This window comes from Streptomyces sp. NPDC002088, from assembly GCF_040296605.1.
Lineage (GTDB): Bacteria > Actinomycetota > Actinomycetes > Streptomycetales > Streptomycetaceae > Streptomyces.
In genome coordinates this window covers 306,207-326,719 of the sequence record NZ_JBEOXO010000010.1, presented here as the reverse complement: position 1 = coordinate 326,719, position 20,513 = coordinate 306,207, and the positions used below count along the sequence as shown (strand labels likewise).

16 protein-coding genes are annotated in these 20,513 nt (G+C 69.8%); 7 read left to right on the top strand and 9 right to left on the bottom strand.

Annotation, left to right across the window (positions count from 1 at the left end):
* On the top strand, positions 1-1,280 hold a 1,280-nt coding region (glgB, locus tag ABT114_RS23625; RefSeq protein WP_351144809.1), incomplete at its 5' end, for a 1,4-alpha-glucan branching enzyme.
* Positions 1,281-1,332: 52 nt separating this feature from the next.
* Here the strand turns inward: glgB and ABT114_RS23620 are convergent.
* From ABT114_RS23620 to ABT114_RS23605, 4 genes are all read right to left on the bottom strand, one after another.
* On the bottom strand, positions 1,333-3,555 hold the full coding sequence (locus tag ABT114_RS23620) for a HelD family protein (RefSeq protein WP_351144808.1): 2,223 nt from the start codon (positions 3,553-3,555) through the stop codon (positions 1,333-1,335).
* A 188-nt stretch (positions 3,556-3,743) separates the two neighbouring features.
* The gene (gene trxA, locus ABT114_RS23615) at positions 3,744-4,076 is read right to left on the bottom strand and encodes a thioredoxin (protein WP_351144807.1); all 333 of its coding nucleotides are present in this window, start codon (positions 4,074-4,076) and stop codon (positions 3,744-3,746) included.
* Positions 4,073-4,501 (bottom strand): MerR family transcriptional regulator, encoded by a 429-nt coding sequence (locus ABT114_RS23610; RefSeq protein WP_351144806.1) that lies wholly within the window; start codon positions 4,499-4,501, stop codon positions 4,073-4,075. The genes trxA and ABT114_RS23610 overlap by 4 nt, the downstream gene beginning before the upstream one ends.
* A gap of 228 nt (positions 4,502-4,729) precedes the next feature.
* Positions 4,730-6,154, bottom strand: coding sequence for a cation:dicarboxylate symporter family transporter (locus tag ABT114_RS23605; protein ID WP_351144825.1), 1,425 nt, complete (start codon positions 6,152-6,154; stop codon positions 4,730-4,732).
* A gap of 145 nt (positions 6,155-6,299) precedes the next feature.
* Between ABT114_RS23605 and ABT114_RS23600 the strand changes: the two genes are divergently transcribed.
* Entirely contained in the window at positions 6,300-7,994 is a 1,695-nt protein-coding gene (locus ABT114_RS23600) for a sensor histidine kinase (RefSeq protein ID WP_351144805.1), read from the top strand.
* A complete protein-coding gene (locus tag ABT114_RS23595; protein ID WP_351144804.1) occupies positions 7,991-8,689 on the top strand; it encodes a response regulator in 699 nt (232 codons plus the stop codon). Before ABT114_RS23600 ends, ABT114_RS23595 begins: the two co-directional genes overlap by 4 nt.
* 284 nt (positions 8,690-8,973) lie before the next feature.
* Here ABT114_RS23595 and ABT114_RS23590 read toward each other — a convergent pair whose 3' ends face one another.
* Entirely contained in the window at positions 8,974-9,999 is a 1,026-nt protein-coding gene (locus tag ABT114_RS23590) for an ATP-dependent 6-phosphofructokinase (protein ID WP_351144803.1), read from the bottom strand.
* A 284-nt stretch (positions 10,000-10,283) separates the two neighbouring features.
* On the opposite strand from ABT114_RS23590, the gene pta reads away from it, so the two are divergent.
* From pta to pyk, 3 genes are all read left to right on the top strand, one after another.
* The gene (gene pta / locus ABT114_RS23585) at positions 10,284-12,374 is read left to right on the top strand and encodes a phosphate acetyltransferase (protein ID WP_351144802.1); all 2,091 of its coding nucleotides are present in this window, start codon (positions 10,284-10,286) and stop codon (positions 12,372-12,374) included.
* Positions 12,371-13,579 (top strand): acetate kinase, encoded by a 1,209-nt coding sequence (locus ABT114_RS23580; protein ID WP_351144801.1) that lies wholly within the window; start codon positions 12,371-12,373, stop codon positions 13,577-13,579. The genes pta and ABT114_RS23580 overlap by 4 nt, the downstream gene beginning before the upstream one ends.
* A gap of 115 nt (positions 13,580-13,694) precedes the next feature.
* Positions 13,695-15,122 carry a pyruvate kinase gene (pyk, locus tag ABT114_RS23575; protein ID WP_351144800.1) on the top strand — a complete coding sequence of 476 codons (1,428 nt, stop codon included), beginning with the start codon at positions 13,695-13,697 and terminating at the stop codon, positions 15,120-15,122.
* 95 nt (positions 15,123-15,217) lie between these two features.
* On the opposite strand, the gene ABT114_RS23570 is transcribed toward pyk, so the two are convergent.
* The 4 genes from ABT114_RS23570 to ABT114_RS23555 form a co-directional block, all read right to left on the bottom strand.
* The gene (locus ABT114_RS23570) at positions 15,218-16,540 is read right to left on the bottom strand and encodes a hypothetical protein (RefSeq protein WP_351144799.1); all 1,323 of its coding nucleotides are present in this window, start codon (positions 16,538-16,540) and stop codon (positions 15,218-15,220) included.
* Positions 16,530-17,141 carry a DUF6114 domain-containing protein gene (locus ABT114_RS23565; protein ID WP_351144798.1) on the bottom strand — a complete coding sequence of 204 codons (612 nt, stop codon included), beginning with the start codon at positions 17,139-17,141 and terminating at the stop codon, positions 16,530-16,532. The genes ABT114_RS23570 and ABT114_RS23565 overlap by 11 nt, the downstream gene beginning before the upstream one ends.
* A 133-nt stretch (positions 17,142-17,274) precedes the next feature.
* A complete protein-coding gene (locus ABT114_RS23560; protein ID WP_351144797.1) occupies positions 17,275-17,952 on the bottom strand; it encodes a DUF6230 family protein in 678 nt (225 codons plus the stop codon).
* A 669-nt stretch (positions 17,953-18,621) separates the two neighbouring features.
* Complete coding sequence (locus tag ABT114_RS23555) at positions 18,622-19,593, bottom strand: tetratricopeptide repeat protein (protein WP_351144796.1); 972 nt, start codon at positions 19,591-19,593, stop codon at positions 18,622-18,624.
* Positions 19,594-19,825: 232 nt separating this feature from the next.
* Between ABT114_RS23555 and ABT114_RS23550 the strand changes: the two genes are divergently transcribed.
* Entirely contained in the window at positions 19,826-20,461 is a 636-nt protein-coding gene (locus ABT114_RS23550) for a TetR/AcrR family transcriptional regulator (RefSeq protein WP_351144795.1), read from the top strand.
* The last annotated feature ends 52 nt before the right edge of the window (positions 20,462-20,513 follow it).

Genomic DNA, 20,513 nt, shown 5'->3' with positions numbered 1-20,513 from the left:
GCCTGGGCACGCCCGACGACTTCAAGTTCCTGATCGACGCCCTGCACCGGGCCGGCATCGGCGTCCTCATGGACTGGGTCCCCGCGCACTTCCCGCGCGACGACTGGGCACTGGCCGAGTTCGACGGCCGGCCCCTGTACGAACACGAGGACCCTCTCCGCTCCGCCCACCCCGACTGGGGCACGCTGGAGTTCGACTACGGCCGCCGCGAGGTGCGCAACTTCCTGGTCGCCAACGCCGTGTACTGGTGCGAGGAGTTCCACATCGACGGCCTGCGCGTGGACGCGGTGGCGTCGATGCTCTACCTCGACTACTCGCGCGAGCCGGGGCAGTGGATCCCGAACGTGCACGGCGGCCGGGAGAACCTGGACGCGGTGGCGTTCCTCCAGGAGATGAACGCGACGGTCTACCGGCGGGTGCCGGGCGTGGTGACGATCGCGGAGGAGTCCACGGCCTGGGACGGAGTCACGCGCGCGACGCACCACATGGGCCCGGGCGGCTTCGGGGGCCTGGGTTTCGGTCTGAAGTGGAACATGGGCTGGATGCACGACTCGCTGGACTACGTCGGCCACGAGCCGGTGCACCGCAAGTACCACCACAACGAGATGACCTTCTCGATGGTGTACGCGTACAGCGAGAACTACGTCCTGCCCATCTCCCACGACGAGGTGGTGCACGGCAAACGCTCACTGGTGTCGAAGATGCCGGGCGACTGGTGGCAGCAGCGGGCCGACCTCCGCGCCTATCTGGCCTTCATGTGGGCCCACCCCGGCAAGCAACTCCTCTTCATGGGCCAGGAGTTCGCCCAGGGCGCGGAGTGGTCGGAGGCCCACGGCCCCGACTGGTGGCTGCTCGACCCGGCGTACGGCGCGGAGGCCGACCACCGAGGCGTACGCGACCTCGTCCGCGACCTCAACACCGTCTACCACCACACCCCCGCCCTCTGGCAACGCGACACCGAACCCGACGGCTTCCAGTGGCTCGTCGGCGACGCGGCCGAGGACAACGTCATCGCCTTCGTGAGGTACGACGCCGAGGGAACCCCCCTCCTCGCGGTCTCCCACTTCTCCCCCGTGGTCCGCCACGACTACCGCCTCGGCGTCCCCGACGACGTCCCCGCCTGGCACGAGACCCTCAACACCGACGCGGCGGCATACGGCGGCAGCGACGTCACCAACCCCGACCCGGTCAAACCGGAACCCCAGCCCTGGCACGGTCGCCCGGCGAGCATCCGCCTGACCCTGCCGCCACTCGCCACGGTGTGGCTGCGCCCGGCCTAGCCTCCTCGAACGCCGGACGGGCTCTTTCCGCCCGTCCGGCGAACATCCCTGGTCACGCGTACGCGTCGGCCAGCGCCTTCGGCAGTGCCCGGCTGTGCAGCACCCCCAGCCGCTGGGTCGCCCGCGTCAGTGCCACATACAGATCGCTCGTGCCGTACAGCCCTGGCTCCACCACCAGCACGGAGTCGAATTCGAGTCCCTTCGACTGGCGGGGGTCGAGCAGGACGACGGTCTGCGTCAGGTCCGGCTCCGCGCCCGCCGTCACCCCGTCCAGCCGTGCGGCCAGCTTCCGGTGCAGGTGGCGCGGGGCGATGACCGCGAGCCGCCCCTCGGCGGGGGTCAGTTCCCCGACCGCCTTGGCGACGGCGCCGGGCAGGTCGTCGGTGGCGCGCACCCACGGCCGTACGCCCGTCGAGCGGACCGAACTCGGCGGCTCGAAGCCGGGCTGCTCGGCGCGCACCACGGCCGCGGCGAGCTCCATGATCTCGGCGGGCGTGCGGTAGTTGACGCCGAGGCGGGTGTGCTCCCAGCGGTCCTGGACGTACGGCTCGAGGATCTTCTGCCACGAGCCGACGCCCGCCGCCTCCGCGGTCTGCGCCGGGTCGCCGACCAGGGTCATCGAGCGGGTCGGACTGCGCCGCATGAGCAGCCGCCACGCCATCGGCGACAGCTCCTGCGCCTCGTCGACGATGATGTGCCCGAACGCCCAGGTCCGGTCGGCCGCCGCGCGCTCGGCGGCGCTGCGGTGATCGTCCTCCTCGTGCCGCTCGGCGAACCGCTCGGCGTCGATGATGTCGTGCGCGGACAGGACCTCGGAGTCCTCCTCGTCGATGTCCTCGAACTCGTAGGTGCGCGAGGCGTACGACACGTCCAGCACGCCCTGCGCGTAGGCGACCTGCGTCTCCCGCTCGCGCTCCGCCCGCGCCCGCGCCACCCGCTCGTCCACGCCGAGCAGCTCGGCCGCCTCGTCCAGCAGCGGTACGTCCGCGACGGTCCACGCCCGCGTCACCGGGCGACGGATGGCGTTGGCGTCCTCGTCGCAGACGTAGCCCACCGGGTCGGCGAGGAAGTCCACGACCAGGCGCTGCGGCGTCAGACGCGGCCACAGCTGGTCGATCGCGGCCCAGACCTCAGGGTTCTCGGCGAGTTCGTCGCGGATCTGCGTGATGTCGCTCGGGTCCAGCAGGTTCGTGCCGTCGAACGGGTCCGTGCCGATGCGTTCGGCGACCATGTCGGTGAGCGTGTTGAGGATGTGGCCCTCGAAGTGCTCGCGCGCCACGTTGTGCGGCAGTCCGGCGGCGCGGGTGCGCTCGCGGGCGACGTTCACCAGGCCGTCGTCGAGCATCAGGACCTCGCGGTCGTGCTCGATCGCGATCACCGGGTCGGGCAGCGCCTGCCAGTCGCGTACGACGTCGGCGAGGACGTCCGCCATGTCGGCGCGGCCCTTCACGGCGGCCGCCTCGCGGGTGTCGGTCGCCGTCGCCTTCACGCCGGGGAACAGCTCCCCGACCGTCGCCAGCAGCACGCCCGTCTCGCCGAGCGAGGGCAGCACCTCGCCGATGTAGCCGAGGAAGGCGGGGTTGGGGCCGACGATCAGGACGGCACGCTTGGCGAGCAACTCCCGGTGTTCGTAGAGCAGATACGCGGCCCGGTGCAGGGCCACGGCCGTCTTTCCGGTACCGGGGCCGCCCTCGACGACCAGCACCCCGCGGTGCGGCGCCCGGATGATCTCGTCCTGCTCGGCCTGGATGGTCTGCACGATGTCGTTCATGCGGCCGGTGCGGGCGGAGTCGAGCGCGGCGAGCAGCACGGCGTCGCCGGTCGGGTCCTCGTGGCCGGTCCTTTCCTGGTCCCCCAGGTCGAGGATCTCGTCGTGCAGAGCGGTCACCGTACGGCCGCTGGTGGTGAGGTGCCGACGCCGGCGCAGGCCCATCGGGGTGTGGCCGGTGGCCAGGTAGAAGGGGCGGGCGACGTCCGCACGCCAGTCGATCAGGATCGGCGTGCGCTCGGCGTCGTCGGTGCGCAGGCCGATGCGGCCGATGTGGTGGCTCGTGCCCGAGGTCAGGTCGATCCGGCCGAAGCAGAGTGAACCGTCCACGGCGTTCAGCGCAGCGAGCAGCCCCGAGCGCTCGGCGACCAGGATGTCCCGCTCCAGCCGGGCCTGCATGGGCGTGTTGCCCTGCGCGAGCGCGTCCGTGACGCCGGCCTCGGTGTCCCCACGCAGGGCGTCCACGCGCGCGTACAGGGCATCGATGAATTCCTGCTCGCCGCGCAATTCGATGTCTTCACTGTGTGGAAAACCGCTGTTTGACAATTCCACTCCCGCCCGGATATACTCTGCTCACTGAACTTCTTCGCGACCCGATCCCCTTGAAGTCGCGAACCATTGAATATACGCAAAGAAATCCCCCGAGCGCAATTGCTCGGGGGATTTCTTGTGTCAATGAGCCGTATTGCGCCGGGTCAGAGCACGTCGGACAGCTCCTCCAGCAGCCGTCGCTTGGGCCGGGCGCCCACCATCGACTTCACGGGCTCGCCGGCGCGGAACACCATGAGCGTGGGCGTCGACAACACGCCGTAGGCGATGGTGGTCTGCGGGTTCCGGTCCACGTCCAGCTGGACGATCCTGATCCGGTCCCCCTCCTCGAAGGCGATGTCCCTCAGTACCGGCCCGAGCTGCCGGCACGGCCCGCACCAGTCGGCCGTGAACTGCACCAGCACCGGCAGATCCGAGCCGATCACCTCCGCCTCGAAGTCCTCGTCCGTCACCTCGGCCACACCGTCTGCCTTGATCACCGTTCCTGCCCTCCCAGTTCACACCGGGGTTCCGGACCGCCCGGAACCAGCGCCTCGGCGGCCAGCTCGGTCCGCGCCTGCTCGGCCTTCGCCAACTGGTCGCCGACCTGCGCCCGCACCGCCCGGAGCTCGCCGATCAGTGCGTCGAGCTCGTCCAGCTTGCGCCGATAGACCGCGAGCGACGCCGGGCACGAGTCCCCCTCGGGGTGCCCGGCCCGCAGGCACTCCACGAAGGGCCGGGTCTCCTCCAGGTCGAACCCGAAGTCCTGGAGCGTCCTGATCTGCCGCAGCAGCTTCAGGTCGCGCTCGTCGTAGGACCGGTGCCCGTGATCGTCCCGCCGCGCGGGCAGCAGCCCCCGCGACTCGTAGTACCGCAGCGTCCGCGTGGTAGTTCCGGCCCGTGCGGCCAGCTCGCCGATTCGCATGCGTACGAACGTAAGCCTTGACGCCGACGTCAAGGCAAGCGCTCAGTCCGCAGACGGCGTCGGCGGCAGCAGCGGCTTCCGCCGCACCGGGGACGAGAGCATGAAAAACCGGGCGGCTGAGCCACGGGGGAGCTGCTCAGCCGCCCGGTGTCCGTGAGCCGGGCGGCCCGGCCCGGGTTCAGGCCGGGCCGGACGCCGGGAGTGCGGGCGCCTCGGACGTCGGGAACGTCAGGCTTTGGCGAGTTCCTTCTCGTCGCCCCCGCGCGGCTCGGGCACGTCGGCGTCGGCCGAAGCGGCGTCACTCTCGTCCAGCAGCGTCCGCTCGTCGAAGGGCAGCTCACCGGCGAGCACCTGCCGGACGCGGCCCTTGTCGATCTCCTTCGTCCAGGTGCCGATCAGGACGGTGGCGACGGCGTTGCCCGCGAAGTTCGTCAGGGCGCGGGCCTCGCTCATGAAGCGGTCGATGCCGACGATGAGGCCGACGCCGTCCACCAGCGCGGGCTTGTGGGACTGCAGACCACCGGCCAGCGTGGCCAGGCCTGCGCCGCTGACGCCCGCCGCGCCCTTGGAGGCGAGGAGCAGGAACAGCAGCAGCGGGATCTGCTCGCCGACCGACATCGGCGTACCCAGGGCGTCCGCGATGTACAGCGACGCCATGGTCATGTAGATCATCGTGCCGTCGAGGTTGAAGGAGTAGCCGGTCGGGACGGTGATGCCGACCACCGGCTTGCTGACGCCCAGGTGCTCCATCTTCGCGATGAGCCGCGGCAGCGCGGACTCGGAGGAGGAGGTGGACAGGATCAGCAGGAACTCCCGGGCCAGGTACTTGAACAGCGAGAAGATGTTCAGGCCGGTGATGATCCGCAGCAGCGCGCCGAGCACGATGAAGACGAACAGGAAGCACGTCACGTAGAAGCCGAGCATCAGCACGGCGAGGCTCTTGAGCGCGTCCAGACCGGCCGAACCGGTCACGGCGGCGATGGCGCCGAAGGCACCGATCGGGGCGGCCCACATCACCATGGCGAGGATGCGGAAGACGAGCCGCTGGATGTGCTCGATGCCTCGCAGCACCGGCTGGCCGACGGGCCCCATCGCCTGGAGCGCGAATCCGGCGAGCAGCGCGACGAGCAGGGTCTGCAGCACCTGCCCCTCGGTGAAGGCCGAGACGAAGGTCAGCGGGATGATCGACAGCACGAACTCGACGGGCGGCAGCGCCTCGCTGGACACCTGGGCGTGCCCGGTCTGCTTGAGCGCCTCGGTCAGGTGCAGCCCGTCACCGGGGTGCAGGACGTTGCCGACGACAAGACCGATGGCGAGCGCGACGAGCGACATCACCAGGAAGTAGCCGAGCGCGATACCGCCGACGGCCCCGACCTTGGCGGCCTTGCGGACGGACCCGATCCCGAGCACGATCGTGCAGAAGATGATCGGCGAGATCATCATCTTGATCAGGTTCACGAAGCCCGTACCCAGCGGCTTGAGCTCGACCCCGGCGTCGGGCCAGATCAGGCCCACGGCGATGCCGAGGGCCACGGCGACGATCACGGCTATGTACAGATATTGCGTGCGGTCCCGCTTCGCGGCGGGTGCGGCAGGTGCCGTATCGGGGGTGCTGGCGGCCACGGCTGCCCTCCTTGACGTCTTCGTCGGCATCACCGGCGTGCGGCTCACGTCCGGGGGATGTGGGAGCGGGGCTCCCGGGAGATAGGGGGAATGCGGTGAGCATCTCGCGCGCTGTGAGGGCGGTCACCCTTCCGTTCATTTAGTTCACGCTTAACGTGGAAGGCACACTGACGACATGCGCATACCCGTCCCGAGACCCCGCAGCCTGGCAGGGCAGCTCTTCGCGATGCAGGCCGTGCTGATAGCGGTCGTCGTCGCCGGGTACGCGCTGTTCACGTACGTCAGCGACCGCAGCCAGGCCGAGGACGCGGCCGGCCGGCAGGCCACGGCGGTGGCCCGGTCGGTCGCCGACGCCCCCTCGGTCCATGCGGCCATCCACACCGCCGACCCGACGGCCCAGCTCCAGCCGTACGCGCTGCGGGTCATGCGCGACACCGACGTCGACTTCGTCACGATCATGGACCCGCAGGGCATCCGCTGGACCCACCCCGACCAGGACGAGATCGGCCGGCGCTTCCGGGGCAACACCGCCCGCGCCCTGAAGCACGAGACCTTCACCGAGACCTACACCGGCACCCTCGGCGCCTCGGTCCGCGCGGTCACCCCCATCGAGGACGACGACAAGCGGGTCATCGGCCTGGTCAGCGCGGGCATCAAGGTCGAGGCGATCAGCGCGCGGGTGCAGGACCAGGTCACGGCCCTGCTCGGCGTCGCGGCGGGCGCGCTCGCCCTCGGCGCGATCGGCACCTACGTCATCAACGCCCATCTGCGCCGCCACACCCACGGCATGAACGCGGCCGAGCTCAGCCGTATGCACGACTACCACCAGGCCGCCCTGCACGCCGTGCGCGAGGGGCTGCTGATGCTGGACGGGCAGTACCGGGTGGCGCTGATCAACGACGGCGGGCAGGAGCTGCTCGGGGTGTCGGGCGAGGTGGTGGGCCGGTCGGTGGCGGAGCTGGGCCTGCCCGCGCCGCTGACCGGGGCGCTGCTGGCGTCGGAGCCGAGGGTGGACGAGGTGCACCTGACCGCGCGACGGGTGCTGGTGGTGAACACCTCACCGGTGTCGGGCGGCGAACACCGGGGCACGGTGGTGACGTTGCGGGACGTGACGGAACTCCAGTCCCTGATGGGCGAGCTGGACTCCGAGCGGGGCTTCACGCAGGCACTGCGCTCACAGGCGCACGAGGCGGCGAACCGTCTGCACACGGTCGTGTCCCTCATCGAGCTGGGCCGGGCGGAGGAGGCCGTGGAGTTCGCGACGGCCGAACTGGAACTGGCGCAGGCACTGACCGACCAGGTCGTGGCGGCGGTGAGCGAGCCGGTGCTGGCGGCGCTGCTGCTGGGCAAGACGGCCCAGGCGAACGAGCGGGGCGTGGAGCTGGTGGTGTCGGAGGAGAGCGACCTCGACGACGCGGTGCTGCCGGAGACCTTGCCCGCGCGGGATCTGGTCACCATCCTCGGGAACCTGATCGACAACGCCGTGGACGCGGCGCAGGGCAGCGGGCGGGCACGGGTGACGGTGACGGCGTACACGGAGGCGACGGACCTGGTCCTGCGCGTCTCGGACACGGGGGCGGGCGTGGACCCGGCCCATGCCGAGCTGGTCTTCCAGCGTGGCTTCTCGACGAAGCCCGCGGGCCCGGGCGGACGGGGCCTGGGCCTGGCTCTCGTACGGCAGGCGGTGACGCGGCACGAGGGTGTGCTGTCGGTGGCGGAGGCCGACGGGGGTGGGGCGGAGTTCGTGGCGCGGTTGCCGCTGCGGACGGGCGCCGGGTCGGAAGGCGCGGACTCTGGAGACGGGGTTTCCGAGGGCGCGGTTTCCGGAAGCACGGTTTCCGGAAGCACGGTTTCCGGAGGCGGCGCGTGACGACTGAACAGCCCATCCGGGTCCTCGTCGTGGAGGACGACCCCGTCGCGGCGGACGCGCATGTGATGTACGTGGGCCGGGTGCCGGGTTTCGTGGCCGTCGGCAAGGCGCACACGGGCGCGGAGGCTCGGCGGCTGCTGGACCGCACGGCCGTGGACCTGCTGCTCCTGGACCTGCATCTGCCGGACGCACACGGCTTGCAGCTGGCCCGGTCGCTGCGCGCGGCCGGGTACCACGCGGACGTCATCGCGGTGACGTCGGCACGGGACCTGACCGTCGTACGGGAGGGGGTGTCGCTCGGTGTCGTGCAGTACGTCCTGAAGCCGTTCACCTTCGCGACCCTGCGGGACCGGCTGGTGCGGTACGCGGAGTTCCGTCGCGCTGCGGGCGAGGCGAGCGGGCAGGACGAGGTGGACCGGGCGCTGGCCACGCTGCGGGCACCGGGACCGGCCGCCCTGCCGAAGGGCCTGAGCGCGCCCACGCTGGAGCGGGTGACGGGAGCACTGCGAGAGGCCGAGGAGGGGCTCACCGCGGCGGGGGTCGCGGAGGCGGTGGGGATCTCACGGATCACGGCTCGGCGGTATCTGGAGCATCTGGTGGAGGCGGGGCGGGCCGAGCGGAAGCCGTTGTACGGGCAGGTGGGCAGGCCTGAGCTGGTCTATCGGTGGGTCCGGGGGGTGGAGCGGGGGAGGTAGGAGAGACGGGGTGAGACGTCAACGGGCGGGATGTATTTTCCTACAATCCGTAATCCTGGCCGAACACCCCGTAGTCATCACACTCCCATCCCCCTATGTTGTGCCCCGTGCGCCGACCTAGCACGGCGGCCGCCGCCGACTCCGGCGGCAGCGGCCGCGACTTCCTCGACCGGATCGTCGAGCACTTCTGGACCGCCGTCGAGGCCCGCCCGGACGGGCCCTGGAAAGGCCCGAAAGGGTCCCAGAGGTCCACAAAGGCCCTGAGGAAGGTCCCGGGAAAGGTCTTAGAAGACCGACTCCGCCTCGTCCATGCGGTCCTTCGGCACCGTCTTCAGCTCGGTGACCGCCTCCGCCAGCGGGACCATCACGACGTCCGTCCCGCGCAGCGCCGTCATCTTCCCGAAGTCACCCCGGTGCGCCGCCTCCACCGCGTGCCAGCCGAACCGCGTCGCCAGCACCCGGTCGTACGCGGTCGGCGTACCGCCGCGCTGGATGTGGCCGAGGATGACCGGCTTGGCCTCCTTGCCGAGGCGTCGCTCCAGCTCGTACGCCAGTGCCGTACCGATGCCCTGGAAGCGCTCGTGGCCGAACTGGTCGATCGCGCCCTTGCCGTAGTCCATGGTGCCCTCGGCGGGGTGCGCGCCCTCGGCCACGCACACGACGGCGAACTTCTTGCCCCGGGCGAAGCGCTCCTCGACCATCTTCACCAGGTCGGCCGGGTCGAAGGGCCGCTCGGGCAGACAGATGCCGTGCGCACCCGCCGCCATGCCCGACTCCAGCGCGATCCAGCCTGCGTGCCGGCCCATGACCTCGACGACCATCACCCGCTGGTGGGACTCGGCCGTGGTCTTCAGGCGGTCCATCGCCTCCGTGGCGACGCCGACCGCCGTGTCGAAACCGAACGTCCGGTCCGTCGACGAGATGTCGTTGTCGATGGTCTTCGGAACGCCGACCACCGGCAGACCGGCGTCGGACAGCATCCGCGCCGCCGTCAGGGTGCCCTCGCCGCCGATCGGGATGAGAGCGTCGATGCCGAAGTCGCGGGCGATGTCGGTCGCCTTCTCGCAGGCCTCGCGCAGGCGGTCGCGCTCCAGGCGGGAGGAGCCGAGGATGGTGCCGCCGCGGGCCAGGATGCCGCTGACTCCGTCGAGGTCGAGGGTGCGGTAGTGGCCGTCGAGCAGGCCGCGGTAGCCGTCCTCGAAGCCGATGACCTCGTCGCCGTACTGTGCGACCGCTCGGTGCACGACCGACCGGATCACTGCGTTCAGGCCAGGGCAGTCGCCGCCTGCGGTGAGAATTCCGATACGCATCGTGCTGTGTCTCCTGCTCGCTGTTGACACCGGTGAGCCAGTCCGATTGTTTCATGGCCCTCAGGACGGTGTCGCTTCCGTGCGGGCCGTCCCGATCGGCCCTGTCGGACCCTCACGGGACCATCGGACTTGACGGGCGCCTTATCCAGCCGCAGAGGTATTGTCAAGAGGGTTCTGCTCACCTCGGTGGGCGATTTTTGTACGTGGATGAATCCGTGCACTACATGGCCGAATCCACACAGACAGAGCAGACGAAGCAGACAGAGACGAAACGGAGAGCACACGTGACGCGCAGCGTGTACGTGACCGGGATCGACCGCGGCGACGGCCGTCAGGTCGTCGAGCTGGGAGTCATGGAGCTCCTGACCCGGCAGGTCGACCGGGTGGGCGTGTTCCGTCCGCTCGTCCACGACGGCCCCGATCGCATGTTCGAACTGCTGCGCGCCCGCTACCGGCTGTCCCAGGACCCGGCGACGGTCTACGGCATGGACTACCACGAGGCGTCCGCCCTCCAGGCCGAGCAGGGGACGGACGAGCTGGTGTCGACGCTGGTCGACCGCTTCCACCTCGTCGCCCGCGACTACGACGTCGTCCTCGTCCTCGGTACCGACTTCGCCGACACCCAGCTCCCGGACGAGCTGTCCCTCAACGCCCGGCTCGCCAACGAGTTCGGGGCGTCGGTCATCCCCGTCGTGGGCGGGCGGAAGCAGCCGGCCGAGTCCGTGCTCGCCGAGACGCGCAACGCCTACCGGGCGTACGACGGGCTCGGCTGCGACATCCTCGCCATGGTCACCAACCGGGTCGCCAGGGGAGAGCGGGCCGAGATCGCCCGGCGGCTCGACTCACGCCTCCCCGTCCCCTGCTACGTCCTCCCCGACGAGCCGGCCCTGTCCGCCCCCACCGTCGCCCAGATCTCCCACGCCCTCGGCGCCAAGGTGCTCCTCGGCGACGACTCGGGGCTGGCTCGGGACGCCCTGGACTTCGTCTTCGGCGGCGCCATGCTGCCGAACCTGCTGACCGCCCTGACGCCCGGCTGCCTCGTCGTGACCCCCGGCGACCGCGCCGACCTCGTCGTCGGCTCGCTGGCCGCGCACAGCGCCGGCACCCCGCCGATAGCCGGCATGGTGCTCACTCTCGACGAAGTGCCCAGCGACGAGGTCCTCACCCTCGCCGCCCGCCTCGCCCCCGGCACCCCGGTGCTCTCGGTGGCCGGCAACAGTTTCCCCACCGCCGCCGAACTCTTCTCCCTGGAGGGGAAGCTGAACGCGGCCACCCCGCGCAAGGCCGAGACCGCGCTCGGCCTGTTCGAGCGGCACGTCGACACCGCCGGCCTGCTGGGGCGCGTCTCCGCGCCGAGCAGCGACCGGGTCACACCGATGATGTTCGAACACAAGCTGCTGGAGCAGGCCCGTTCCGACCTGCGGCGGGTCGTCCTCCCCGAGGGCACCGAGCCGCGTGTCCTGCACGCCGCCGAGGTGCTGCTGCGCCGGGGGGTGTGCGACCTGACCCTCCTCGGCCCCGAAGACCAGATCCGCAAGAAGGCCGCCGACCTGGGCATCGACCTGGGCGGCTGCCAGCTGATCGACCCGGCCACCAGCGAACTGCGCGACGCCTTCGCCGAGAAGTACGCCAAGCTGCGCGCCCACAAGGGCATGACCGTCGAGCTGGCGTACGACGTGGTCAGCGACGTGAACTACTTCGGGACACTGATGGTGCAGGAGGGCCTCGCCGACGGCATGGTGTCCGGCTCCGTGCACTCCACGGCCGCCACCATCCGGCCCGCCTTCGAGATCATCAAGACCAGGCCGGACGCCGACATCGTCTCGTCCGTCTTCTTCATGTGCCTCGCCGACAAGGTCCTCGTCTACGGCGACTGCGCCGTGAACCCCGACCCGAACGCCGAGCAGCTCGCCGACATCGCCATCCAGTCCGCCGCCACCGCCGAGCAGTTCGGCGTGGAGCCGCGGATCGCGATGCTGTCGTACTCGACCGGTACGTCCGGCTCGGGCGCCGACGTCGACAAGGTGCGGGAGGCCACCGACCTCGTCCGTTCCCGCCGTACCGACCTGAAGATCGAGGGGCCCATCCAGTACGACGCGGCCGTGGAGCCGACCGTCGCCGCGACCAAGCTGCCCGGGTCCGAAGTGGCCGGTCAGGCCAGCGTGCTGATCTTCCCGGACCTCAACACCGGCAACAACACCTACAAGGCCGTGCAGCGCTCGGCCGGCGCGATCGCCGTCGGCCCGGTCCTGCAGGGTCTGCGCAAGCCCGTCAACGACCTGTCCCGCGGCGCGCTCGTCCAGGACATCGTCAACACCGTCGCCATCACGGCGATCCAGGCCCAGACCCCTAGCGAGAAGGCAACCGCCCAGTGAGTCCTACCCGTGTCCTCGTCCTCAACTCCGGCTCCTCGTCGGTGAAGTACCAGTTGCTGGACATGGGGGACAGCAGCCGACTGGCGGTGGGCCTGGTCGAGCGCATCGGCGAGCAGACCTCCCGGCTGAAGCACACCTGCCTCACCACCGGTGACACCCGCGAGCACACCGGCCCGATCGCCGACCACGACGCGGCTCTCAAGGCGGTCGCCGAGGAGCTGACCAGGGACGGCCTCGGCCTGGACTCACCGGAGCTGGCCGCGATCGGACACCGGGTCGTGCACGGCGGCATGTTCTTCACCGAGCCCACCGTGATCGACGACGAGGTGCTCGCCGAGATCGAGCGGCTGATCCCCGTCGCGCCGCTGCACAACCCGGCCAACCTCACCGGTATCCGCACCGCCCAGGCGCTGCGCCCCGACCTGCCGCAGGTCGCCGTCTTCGACACGGCGTTCCACACGACCATGCCGGAGGCCGCGGCGCGCTACGCGATCGACCCGAAGATCGCGGACCGCCACCGTATCCGCCGCTACGGCTTCCACGGCACCTCGCACGCGTACGTCTCCCGGGAGACCGCGCGGCTGCTGGGCAAGGACCCGTCGGAGGTGAACGTGATCGTGCTGCACCTCGGCAACGGCGCCTCGGCGTCGGCGGTCGAGCAGGGCCGGTGCGTGGACACCTCCATGGGACTGACGCCTTTGGAGGGGCTCGTGATGGGTACGCGATCCGGTGATCTGGATCCGGCGGTCATCTTCCATTTGGCGCGTGTTGGCGGAATGTCCATGGACGAGATCGACACTCTTCTCAACAAGAGGAGCGGTCTGTTCGGCCTGTGCGGGGACAATGACATGCGCGAGATCCGCCGGCGGATCGACGAGGGTGACGAAGAGGCCCGGCTCGCCTTCGACATTTACATTCACCGGCTCAAGAAGTACATCGGCGCCTATTTCGCGGTGCTCGGCCGGGTGGACGCGATCGCCTTCACCGCCGGGGTCGGCGAGAACGCGGCGCCTGTGCGGGAGGCCGCGATCGCGGGGCTGGAGGGACTGGGCCCGGCGGTCGACGCCGAACTGAACGCCGTACGTGCCGACGAGCCGCGGCTGATCTCGCCCGCCGGTGCGCGGGTGGCGGTCGCCGTGGTGCCGACCGACGAGGAACTGGAGATCGCCACACAGACCTACGCGCTGGTCGGAAAGAACAGCTGAGCAACAGCCGACGAGTAATACCGGCGAGTAATACACGCCTGAGCACGGTCCCGCCCATTTGTATCTTCCGCCAGACGGAATATTCCGGAGCGAAACAAACCGATAGGATCGCCCCATGCGCCGTTCGAAAATCGTCTGTACTCTCGGCCCCGCGGTCGACTCCCACGAGATGCTGGTCGCCATGATCGAGGCCGGCATGAATGTGGCCCGGTTCAACTTCAGTCATGGCACCCACGCCGAGCACCAGGCGCGGTACGACCGCGTCCGGGCCGCCGCCAAGGAGACCGGCCGGGCCATCGGTGTGCTCGCCGACCTCCAGGGCCCGAAGATCCGTCTGGAGACCTTCGCCGAGGGTCCCGTGGAGCTGGAGCGCGGTGACGAGTTCGTCATCACGACCGAGGACGTGCCGGGCGACAAGCACATCTGCGGAACGACGTACAAGGGCCTGCCGGGCGACGTCTCGCGCGGCGACCAGATCCTGATCAACGACGGCAACGTCGAGCTGAAGGTGCTGGACGTCGAGGGCCCGCGGGTGAAGACGATCGTCATCGAGGGCGGTGTCGTCTCCGACCACAAGGGCATCAACCTCCCGGGCGCGGCCGTGAACGTGCCCGCGCTGTCCGAGAAGGACATCGAGGACCTCCGCTTCGCGCTGCGCATGGGCTGCGACATGGTCGCGCTGTCCTTCGTCCGCGACGCCAAGGACGTGGCCGACGTCCACCGGGTGATGGACGAGGAGGGCCGCCGGGTCCCCGTCATCGCCAAGGTGGAGAAGCCGCAGGCGGTGGAGAACATGGAGGACGTCGTGATGGCGTTCGACGCCGTGATGGTCGCCCGTGGTGACCTCGCCGTCGAATACCCGCTCGAGAAGGTCCCCATGGTGCAGAAGCGCCTGATCGAGCTGTGCCGGCGCAACGCCAAGCCGGTGATCGTCGCGACCCAGATGATGGAGTCGATGATCACCAACTCCCGCCCGACCCGCGCCGAGGCCTCCGACGTCGCCAACGCGATCCTGGACGGCGCGGACGCGGTCATGCTGTCGGCGGAGTCGTCGGTGGGCGCGTACCCGATCGAGACCGTCAAGACGATGTCGAAGATCGTCAAGGCGGCCGAGGAGGAACTGCTGTCCAAGGGCCTGCAGCCCCTGGTCCCCGGCAAGAAGCCGCGCACGCAGGGTGGTTCGGTCGCCCGCGCCGCCTGCGAGATCGCCGACTTCCTCGGCGGCAAGGGCCTGGTGGCCTTCACCAAGTCCGGTGACACCGCGCGCCGTCTCTCCCGCTACCGCGCCTCCCAGCCGATCCTCGCCTTCACCACCGACGAGGGCACCCGCAACCAGCTCGCGCTCAGCTGGGGCGTGGAGTCGCACATCGTGCCGTTCGTGAACAGCACCGACGAGATGGTCGCCCTGGTCGACCAGGAGCTCATCAAGCTCAACCGCTTCGACACGGGCGACATCGTGGTCATGACGGCCGGCTCCCCGCCCGGCGTCCCCGGCACCACCAACATGGTCCGGGTCCACCACCTGGGCGAGAGCGGCAAGTAAGGCCGCGGACACGGCTGTACGGCACTGAGGGCGCCCCCTGGTCACCAGGGGGCGCCCTCAGTCCGTGCGGCTCCCGAACGGGCTCTGTGGGACCGTCAGTCGGTGATGTACTGGTGCATCCCCGGGACGGTCAGCGTGCCACCGAACTGGCCGGCCTGCTGGACCTTCACGTTGGTGAAGTAGATCAGCGGAAGGTCCAGCGGCGGCGGGTTCTCCGGGCTGAACGTGATCGGGATCAGACCGAACAGGTTGCCCGAGATGCTCTCGGTGTACATGATCGTGTCGCCGTCGGTGATCGTGGACGTGGTGCCCTTGCCCGCCTGCACGTGGTACGTCTTGCCCGACTGCTCGTCCTTCACCGTCTGGTGCAGGTCGCCGATGTCCGTCCCGTCGGAGATGACGTACTTCAGGACCTCCTTGACCGTGCCGTTGGCGGTCTTGACCTTGACGATGCCCTTGTAGGAGGCACCCTTCAGCGTCAGTGAACTGGCGTTCAGGTACCAGGGGTTGTCGGGCAGCGGCATCTTGTTGTCGACTCCGCCTTCCGCGTCCGTGGCGGCCGCGCAGTCGTCGGGGTCCGTGGTGGAGCTCGCCGAGGGGCTCGGGGACGCGGTGGCGTCCTCCGCCGCCTTCTCCACCGCTTCGGTGGTGTCCTCGGCCGCCTTGGACACCGTGTCGGTGGTGTCCTTCACGGTGTCGTTCACCGTGTCGGTGAGCTTCTCGGTCGTGTCCTTGACGGTGTCGGACACGCTCTCGTCCGAGGAGGAGCTGTCCTCGCTCGCCGACGACGATGCGGACGGCGACGGGGTGGCGCTCGCGCTCTCCGTGGAGCCGCTGCCTCCGGTGAAGACGTCCTTGAGCGTGTCCCCGATGGTGTCCAGCAGGTTGTCGCTGGTCTCGGACGCCGAGGGCGACGCCGTACTCGTATCGCTGCTGCCGGACGCGGACGAGTCGCTCGCGGAGGACGACTGCGACGGCGTGGGCTCGGCCTTGTCGTCGGAACCTGAATCCGACGAAGAGGACGTGCCCGACGTGTCCGAGGAGTCCGAGGACTTCGACCCCGAGTCCGTGCTGTCGTCCGTCTTGGAGTCGGCCGACTCACTGGCGCTCGCCGACGCGGACGGCGACGGCGAGGCCGATGCCGAGGCATCCGTGGAGTCCGCGAGGGCCGCGACGCAGTCCTTGTACTCCTCGGCCGCCTGGCTGGTGGACGTCGGCTGGTCGTCGGCGAGGGCGAGCGTCGGCGTGAGCCCCATTCCCATGAGGACCGCCGTCGGCATCGCCGCCAGGGCTATCGCCTTGCCGGCCGGCACGTGGAACCTGGTGAACAGCGGCTTCTTGGGAGCCGCGTGGCGCGGCCCGGTTCTCACAAGCGACGCGTCCGCGTCAATCCCGTGAGTCACCTCGTCAGCCGACACTGTGCCTCCCGTTCGCCCCGTTGGCCGGGATCGTTCCTGACAGATCGTTCGTCTCGCCCGTTCCGCCAGGGCCCTTGGTGAAGTCCGGGCCCTCGCCGTACGAGGCGTCGTACGCACCGCCCGCGGGAGTGCCGCCGTCGGTCACCGCGTTCTCGGGGGAGTCGCCCGCCCCGGTGTCGGACTCCTGCGCCGGCTCCGCCTCGGGCGGCGCGCCGGGCGCCCACGACACGGCCATCGCGCCGCCGACGAGGGCGAACAGGAAGCCGACGATGAAGCCGCCGAAGTTGGACACGGGAAGGGACACCAGCCCCAGCAGGATCGCCGCGACACCCGCGAAGACCTGTACATGCTTCTGGAACCAGAGACTGATGCCCAGAACGACGAGCAGGACGCCGATGATCAGCGACCCGGCGCCCGCGGTGGTGGACATCGCCAGCGTCAGATGGCCGACCTGGAGGTGCGCGTACGGGAAGTACATGATCGGAAAGCCGCCGATCATGACGAACAGACCGGCCCAGAACGGTCGAGTTCCCCGCCAGGCGCGGAACTGCAGCCTCCGGCGAGTGAACTGGCCCGGTGCGGCAGGAGTCTCGGCGCTCATGGAAAACAGCTCCCTGGTGCGGCGTTTGCTGTGGTGAGGGTGGTACTGCGATGGAGGGATGCGGGGTGTTGCGAAGTCGGGCGGAGGTGACGGGCGGGGGCGCCTTGCAGCTCCCCCGCCTGTCACGGAGTGCCTAGTAGCACTCGTTGGACCCCTTGGACAGCTTCATGCTGAGGCCGGGAAGGGTGAAGGTTCCGGCGGTGGTCGCCCACGCCGTCTGCTTCACGCCGTACAGGTCCGCCTTCGTCGCCTGCTGGGCGAAGCCGTAAGGGTTGGCCTGCTCCTTGCCACCCTTCATGCCCGTGCTCTTGCCGGCGTCCTGGCCCTCCATGGCGACGGGACCCGTGTTGCCCGCGGCCACACCGATGTCGATGCCGGTGAACACGGCCTTGTCGGCGCCGAGGTCCTCGACGTCGATGAACAGGTTGTCGGCCGAGACCTGCTTCTCCGGGTCGCTGCTGTCACCTGCCGTCAGCGTCAGGGTGACGGACCCGAGCAGCGGGATGTTCGGCGTGACGACCGACTGGCACATCTTCTGGATGGTGGCAGTCTTGAACGACGACACCGCGACCGGGTGAGCGGTCTTCTCACCGGTCAGCGTGTAACCGGAGTCGATCGCCCCGTACTGCGCGAAGCCGTTGCCGTGGAGCTCCTTCGCCGTCACCTTGAACGACTGGCCCGACACACTGAACGACGCGGCCAGTGCACCCTGCGCGAGGGCGACACCTATACACGCCGTGGCGGCAACGCTGGGCACCATGACCACAGCGAACCGCTTCCATCTGGTCCCGCCACGCACCTGGGACTCCATATTTCCTCCTTCTCGGACGTACATCGCCTGCCCCCGGCTCGCCCCTAGTCGGCGGCTCGGCCGGGCAGGGATGGGAGAAGTGCTACGTCCTCGGGAAGGGGAGCGCCTGCACTCGGTGGCGCGAACCGCGCCCGAATCACCGGCGATCACCCCCGAGCGACAACCACTGGTCGCGCCTGACACACATCACGCACAACCCTGCCGGACAGGCTTCGCCGTCGGGCGAAGACCCCCCTGTCCAAGAGCCGACGCCACTGCCGTCGGCTCTGCCCGGTGGGGACCCACAGTGTCCCGTCGCCCCAACCGGCTGTCGGGGTACGGGAATGGACCGAGCGTCGCCGATCGTGGTGCATTCTCGCCGCCCGCACAAGGGGGTTCGTTACTGGCTAGTAACGGCCGGATAACCGAACAACGACCCACAGGTCTCGACCCGCGACGCAGGGTGGCACTCAAGGGGGGAACAAAGTAGTTGATCATCGGACAGAATCCGACAGAACAACGCCCCGGACTTACTCGCAGTAACAGCGGCCGCGATTACCAAGATTTGGTAAAGCGCGGCCGCAGTGGCGTCTCGTCGGCAAATCTTTCACTCGGGCATCACATGCCCTGGCGTTTAGCGACAGGTCAGAACGGGGCTTCCGCCCCGCCCGGAACCGGCCTCCGCCCCGCTCAGAACAGGGCGCGCGCCAGCGCCCGTCGCGCCGCCGCCACCCGCGGGTCCTCGGCCCCGACGACCTCGAACAGCTCCAGCAGCCGCAGCCGTACGGCGTCCCGGTCCTCCCCCGCCGTCCGCTGCACGGTCTCGATCAGCCGCCCGAACGCGTCCTCGACATGCCCGCCGACGAGATCCAGGTCGGCGGCGGCGATCTGCGCCTGCACGTCCTTCGGCTTGCCGGCCGCGTCCTTGCGCACCTGCTGCGGGTCGAGGCCCTGCACCCGCTGGAGCAACTCGGCCTGGGCGAGCCCGAGTTTGGCCTCCATGTTCCCCGGGTCGTCACTCAGTACGTTCTTGTACGCCTGGACGGCCCCGCCCAGGTCGCCCGCGTCCAGCGCCCGGACGGCGGCCTCGAGGAGCGCGTCGTACGGCCCCTCCGGCACCTCGGGGGCCGGCCGGCCGCCCGGCTCGGCGTCCGCGTCGACGGTCAGGCCGGTCAGGCCGAAGCGCTCCTCGGCGACCTGCACCAACTGGTCGAGGGTCTGCCGGATCTGCTCCTCACCGGCCGCCCCCTGGAAGAGCGGCAGCGCCTGCCCCGCCACGACGGCGAAGACGGCCGGGATCCCCTGGATCCCGAACTGCTGCATCAGCATCTGGTTGGCGTCGACGTCGATCTTGGCGAGCAGGAAGCGCCCGTTGTACTCGACGGCGAGCCGCTCGAGGACGGGGCTCAGCTGCTTGCAGGGCTGGCACCACTCCGCCCAGAAGTCGATGACGACCGGTACCTCGGCGGAGCGCTGGAGGACTTCGTTTTCGAAGGAGGCCTCGTCGACGTCGATGACGAGGTCGGCCGGGGAGACGGCTCCCGCCCCGCCCTGGCGGGCCGCTTCGGCGCGCGTCTGCTCGGCCTTGGCCTTGGCCTCCTGGGCCGCCTTCACCGCGGCGAGGTCGACGACGCCGCTCATGGACATGTTCCGTGGCTGCATGCGTCTATCCTCCCCCGTTCCCACTCATGGTGAAAAACGTCGTCAATGACGGGCCTGGCCGTGTGCTGTTCGGCGCCGGGTCCCCACCCCACGCCATGTGGTCGTCGCCCGTGTACGTCCGTCACGAGCTTTCGCTACGAGTCGTAGCGTAATGGCACTGAGTGCCTCCGGAACACCACCCCTCGGTGATCTCCCTCACGGCCCCACAGGACCCGCCGGTTATGGTCGTCGGATGCAGAGCCGCACCCCAGTCAGCCGTACCGGACGCCCGCGCAGCGCCGCCGCGGACACCGCGATCCTGGCCGCGACACGGGAGGCTCTGGTCGAACTGGGCTGGTCCAAGCTCACGTTGGGAGACGTGGCGACGCGGGCGGGGGTCGCGAAGACGACGCTCTACCGCCGCTGGGCGGGCAAGCACGAACTCGTGGTCGACGCGGTCGCCGAACTCTTCGACGAGCTGGAGCTCCCCGACCGGGGCAGCCTGGCCGCCGACATCGAGGGCGTGGTGCTGCAGTTCGCGGCGATCCTGGCCCGGCCGGAGGCGAAGAGCGGACTGATGGCGGTGGTCGCGGAGTCGACGAGGGACGACGCGCTGCGGGAGCGCATCCGCTCGTCGATCGTCGACCGCCAGAAGCGTCTGGTCCTCGCGGGCCGCGCCCGCGCCCAGGCCCGCGGCGAACTGCCCCCCGAGACGGACCCCGGGGAGGCGGCCCGCACGGTCGACCTGATCTTCGACGTGGTCGCGGGCGCGGTGGTGCACCGCACCCTGGTGAGCGCGGAACCGGCGGACGCGGAATGGGTGCGGAGCTTCACCCGGGTGCTGCTGCTCGGGCTGACGGGTGCTTCAGCGCAGTCAGAAACAGCGTAGTCAAAACGTAATGGGGGGACGGGTTTTCCGTCGGTAAGATCCTTTCGCCAAT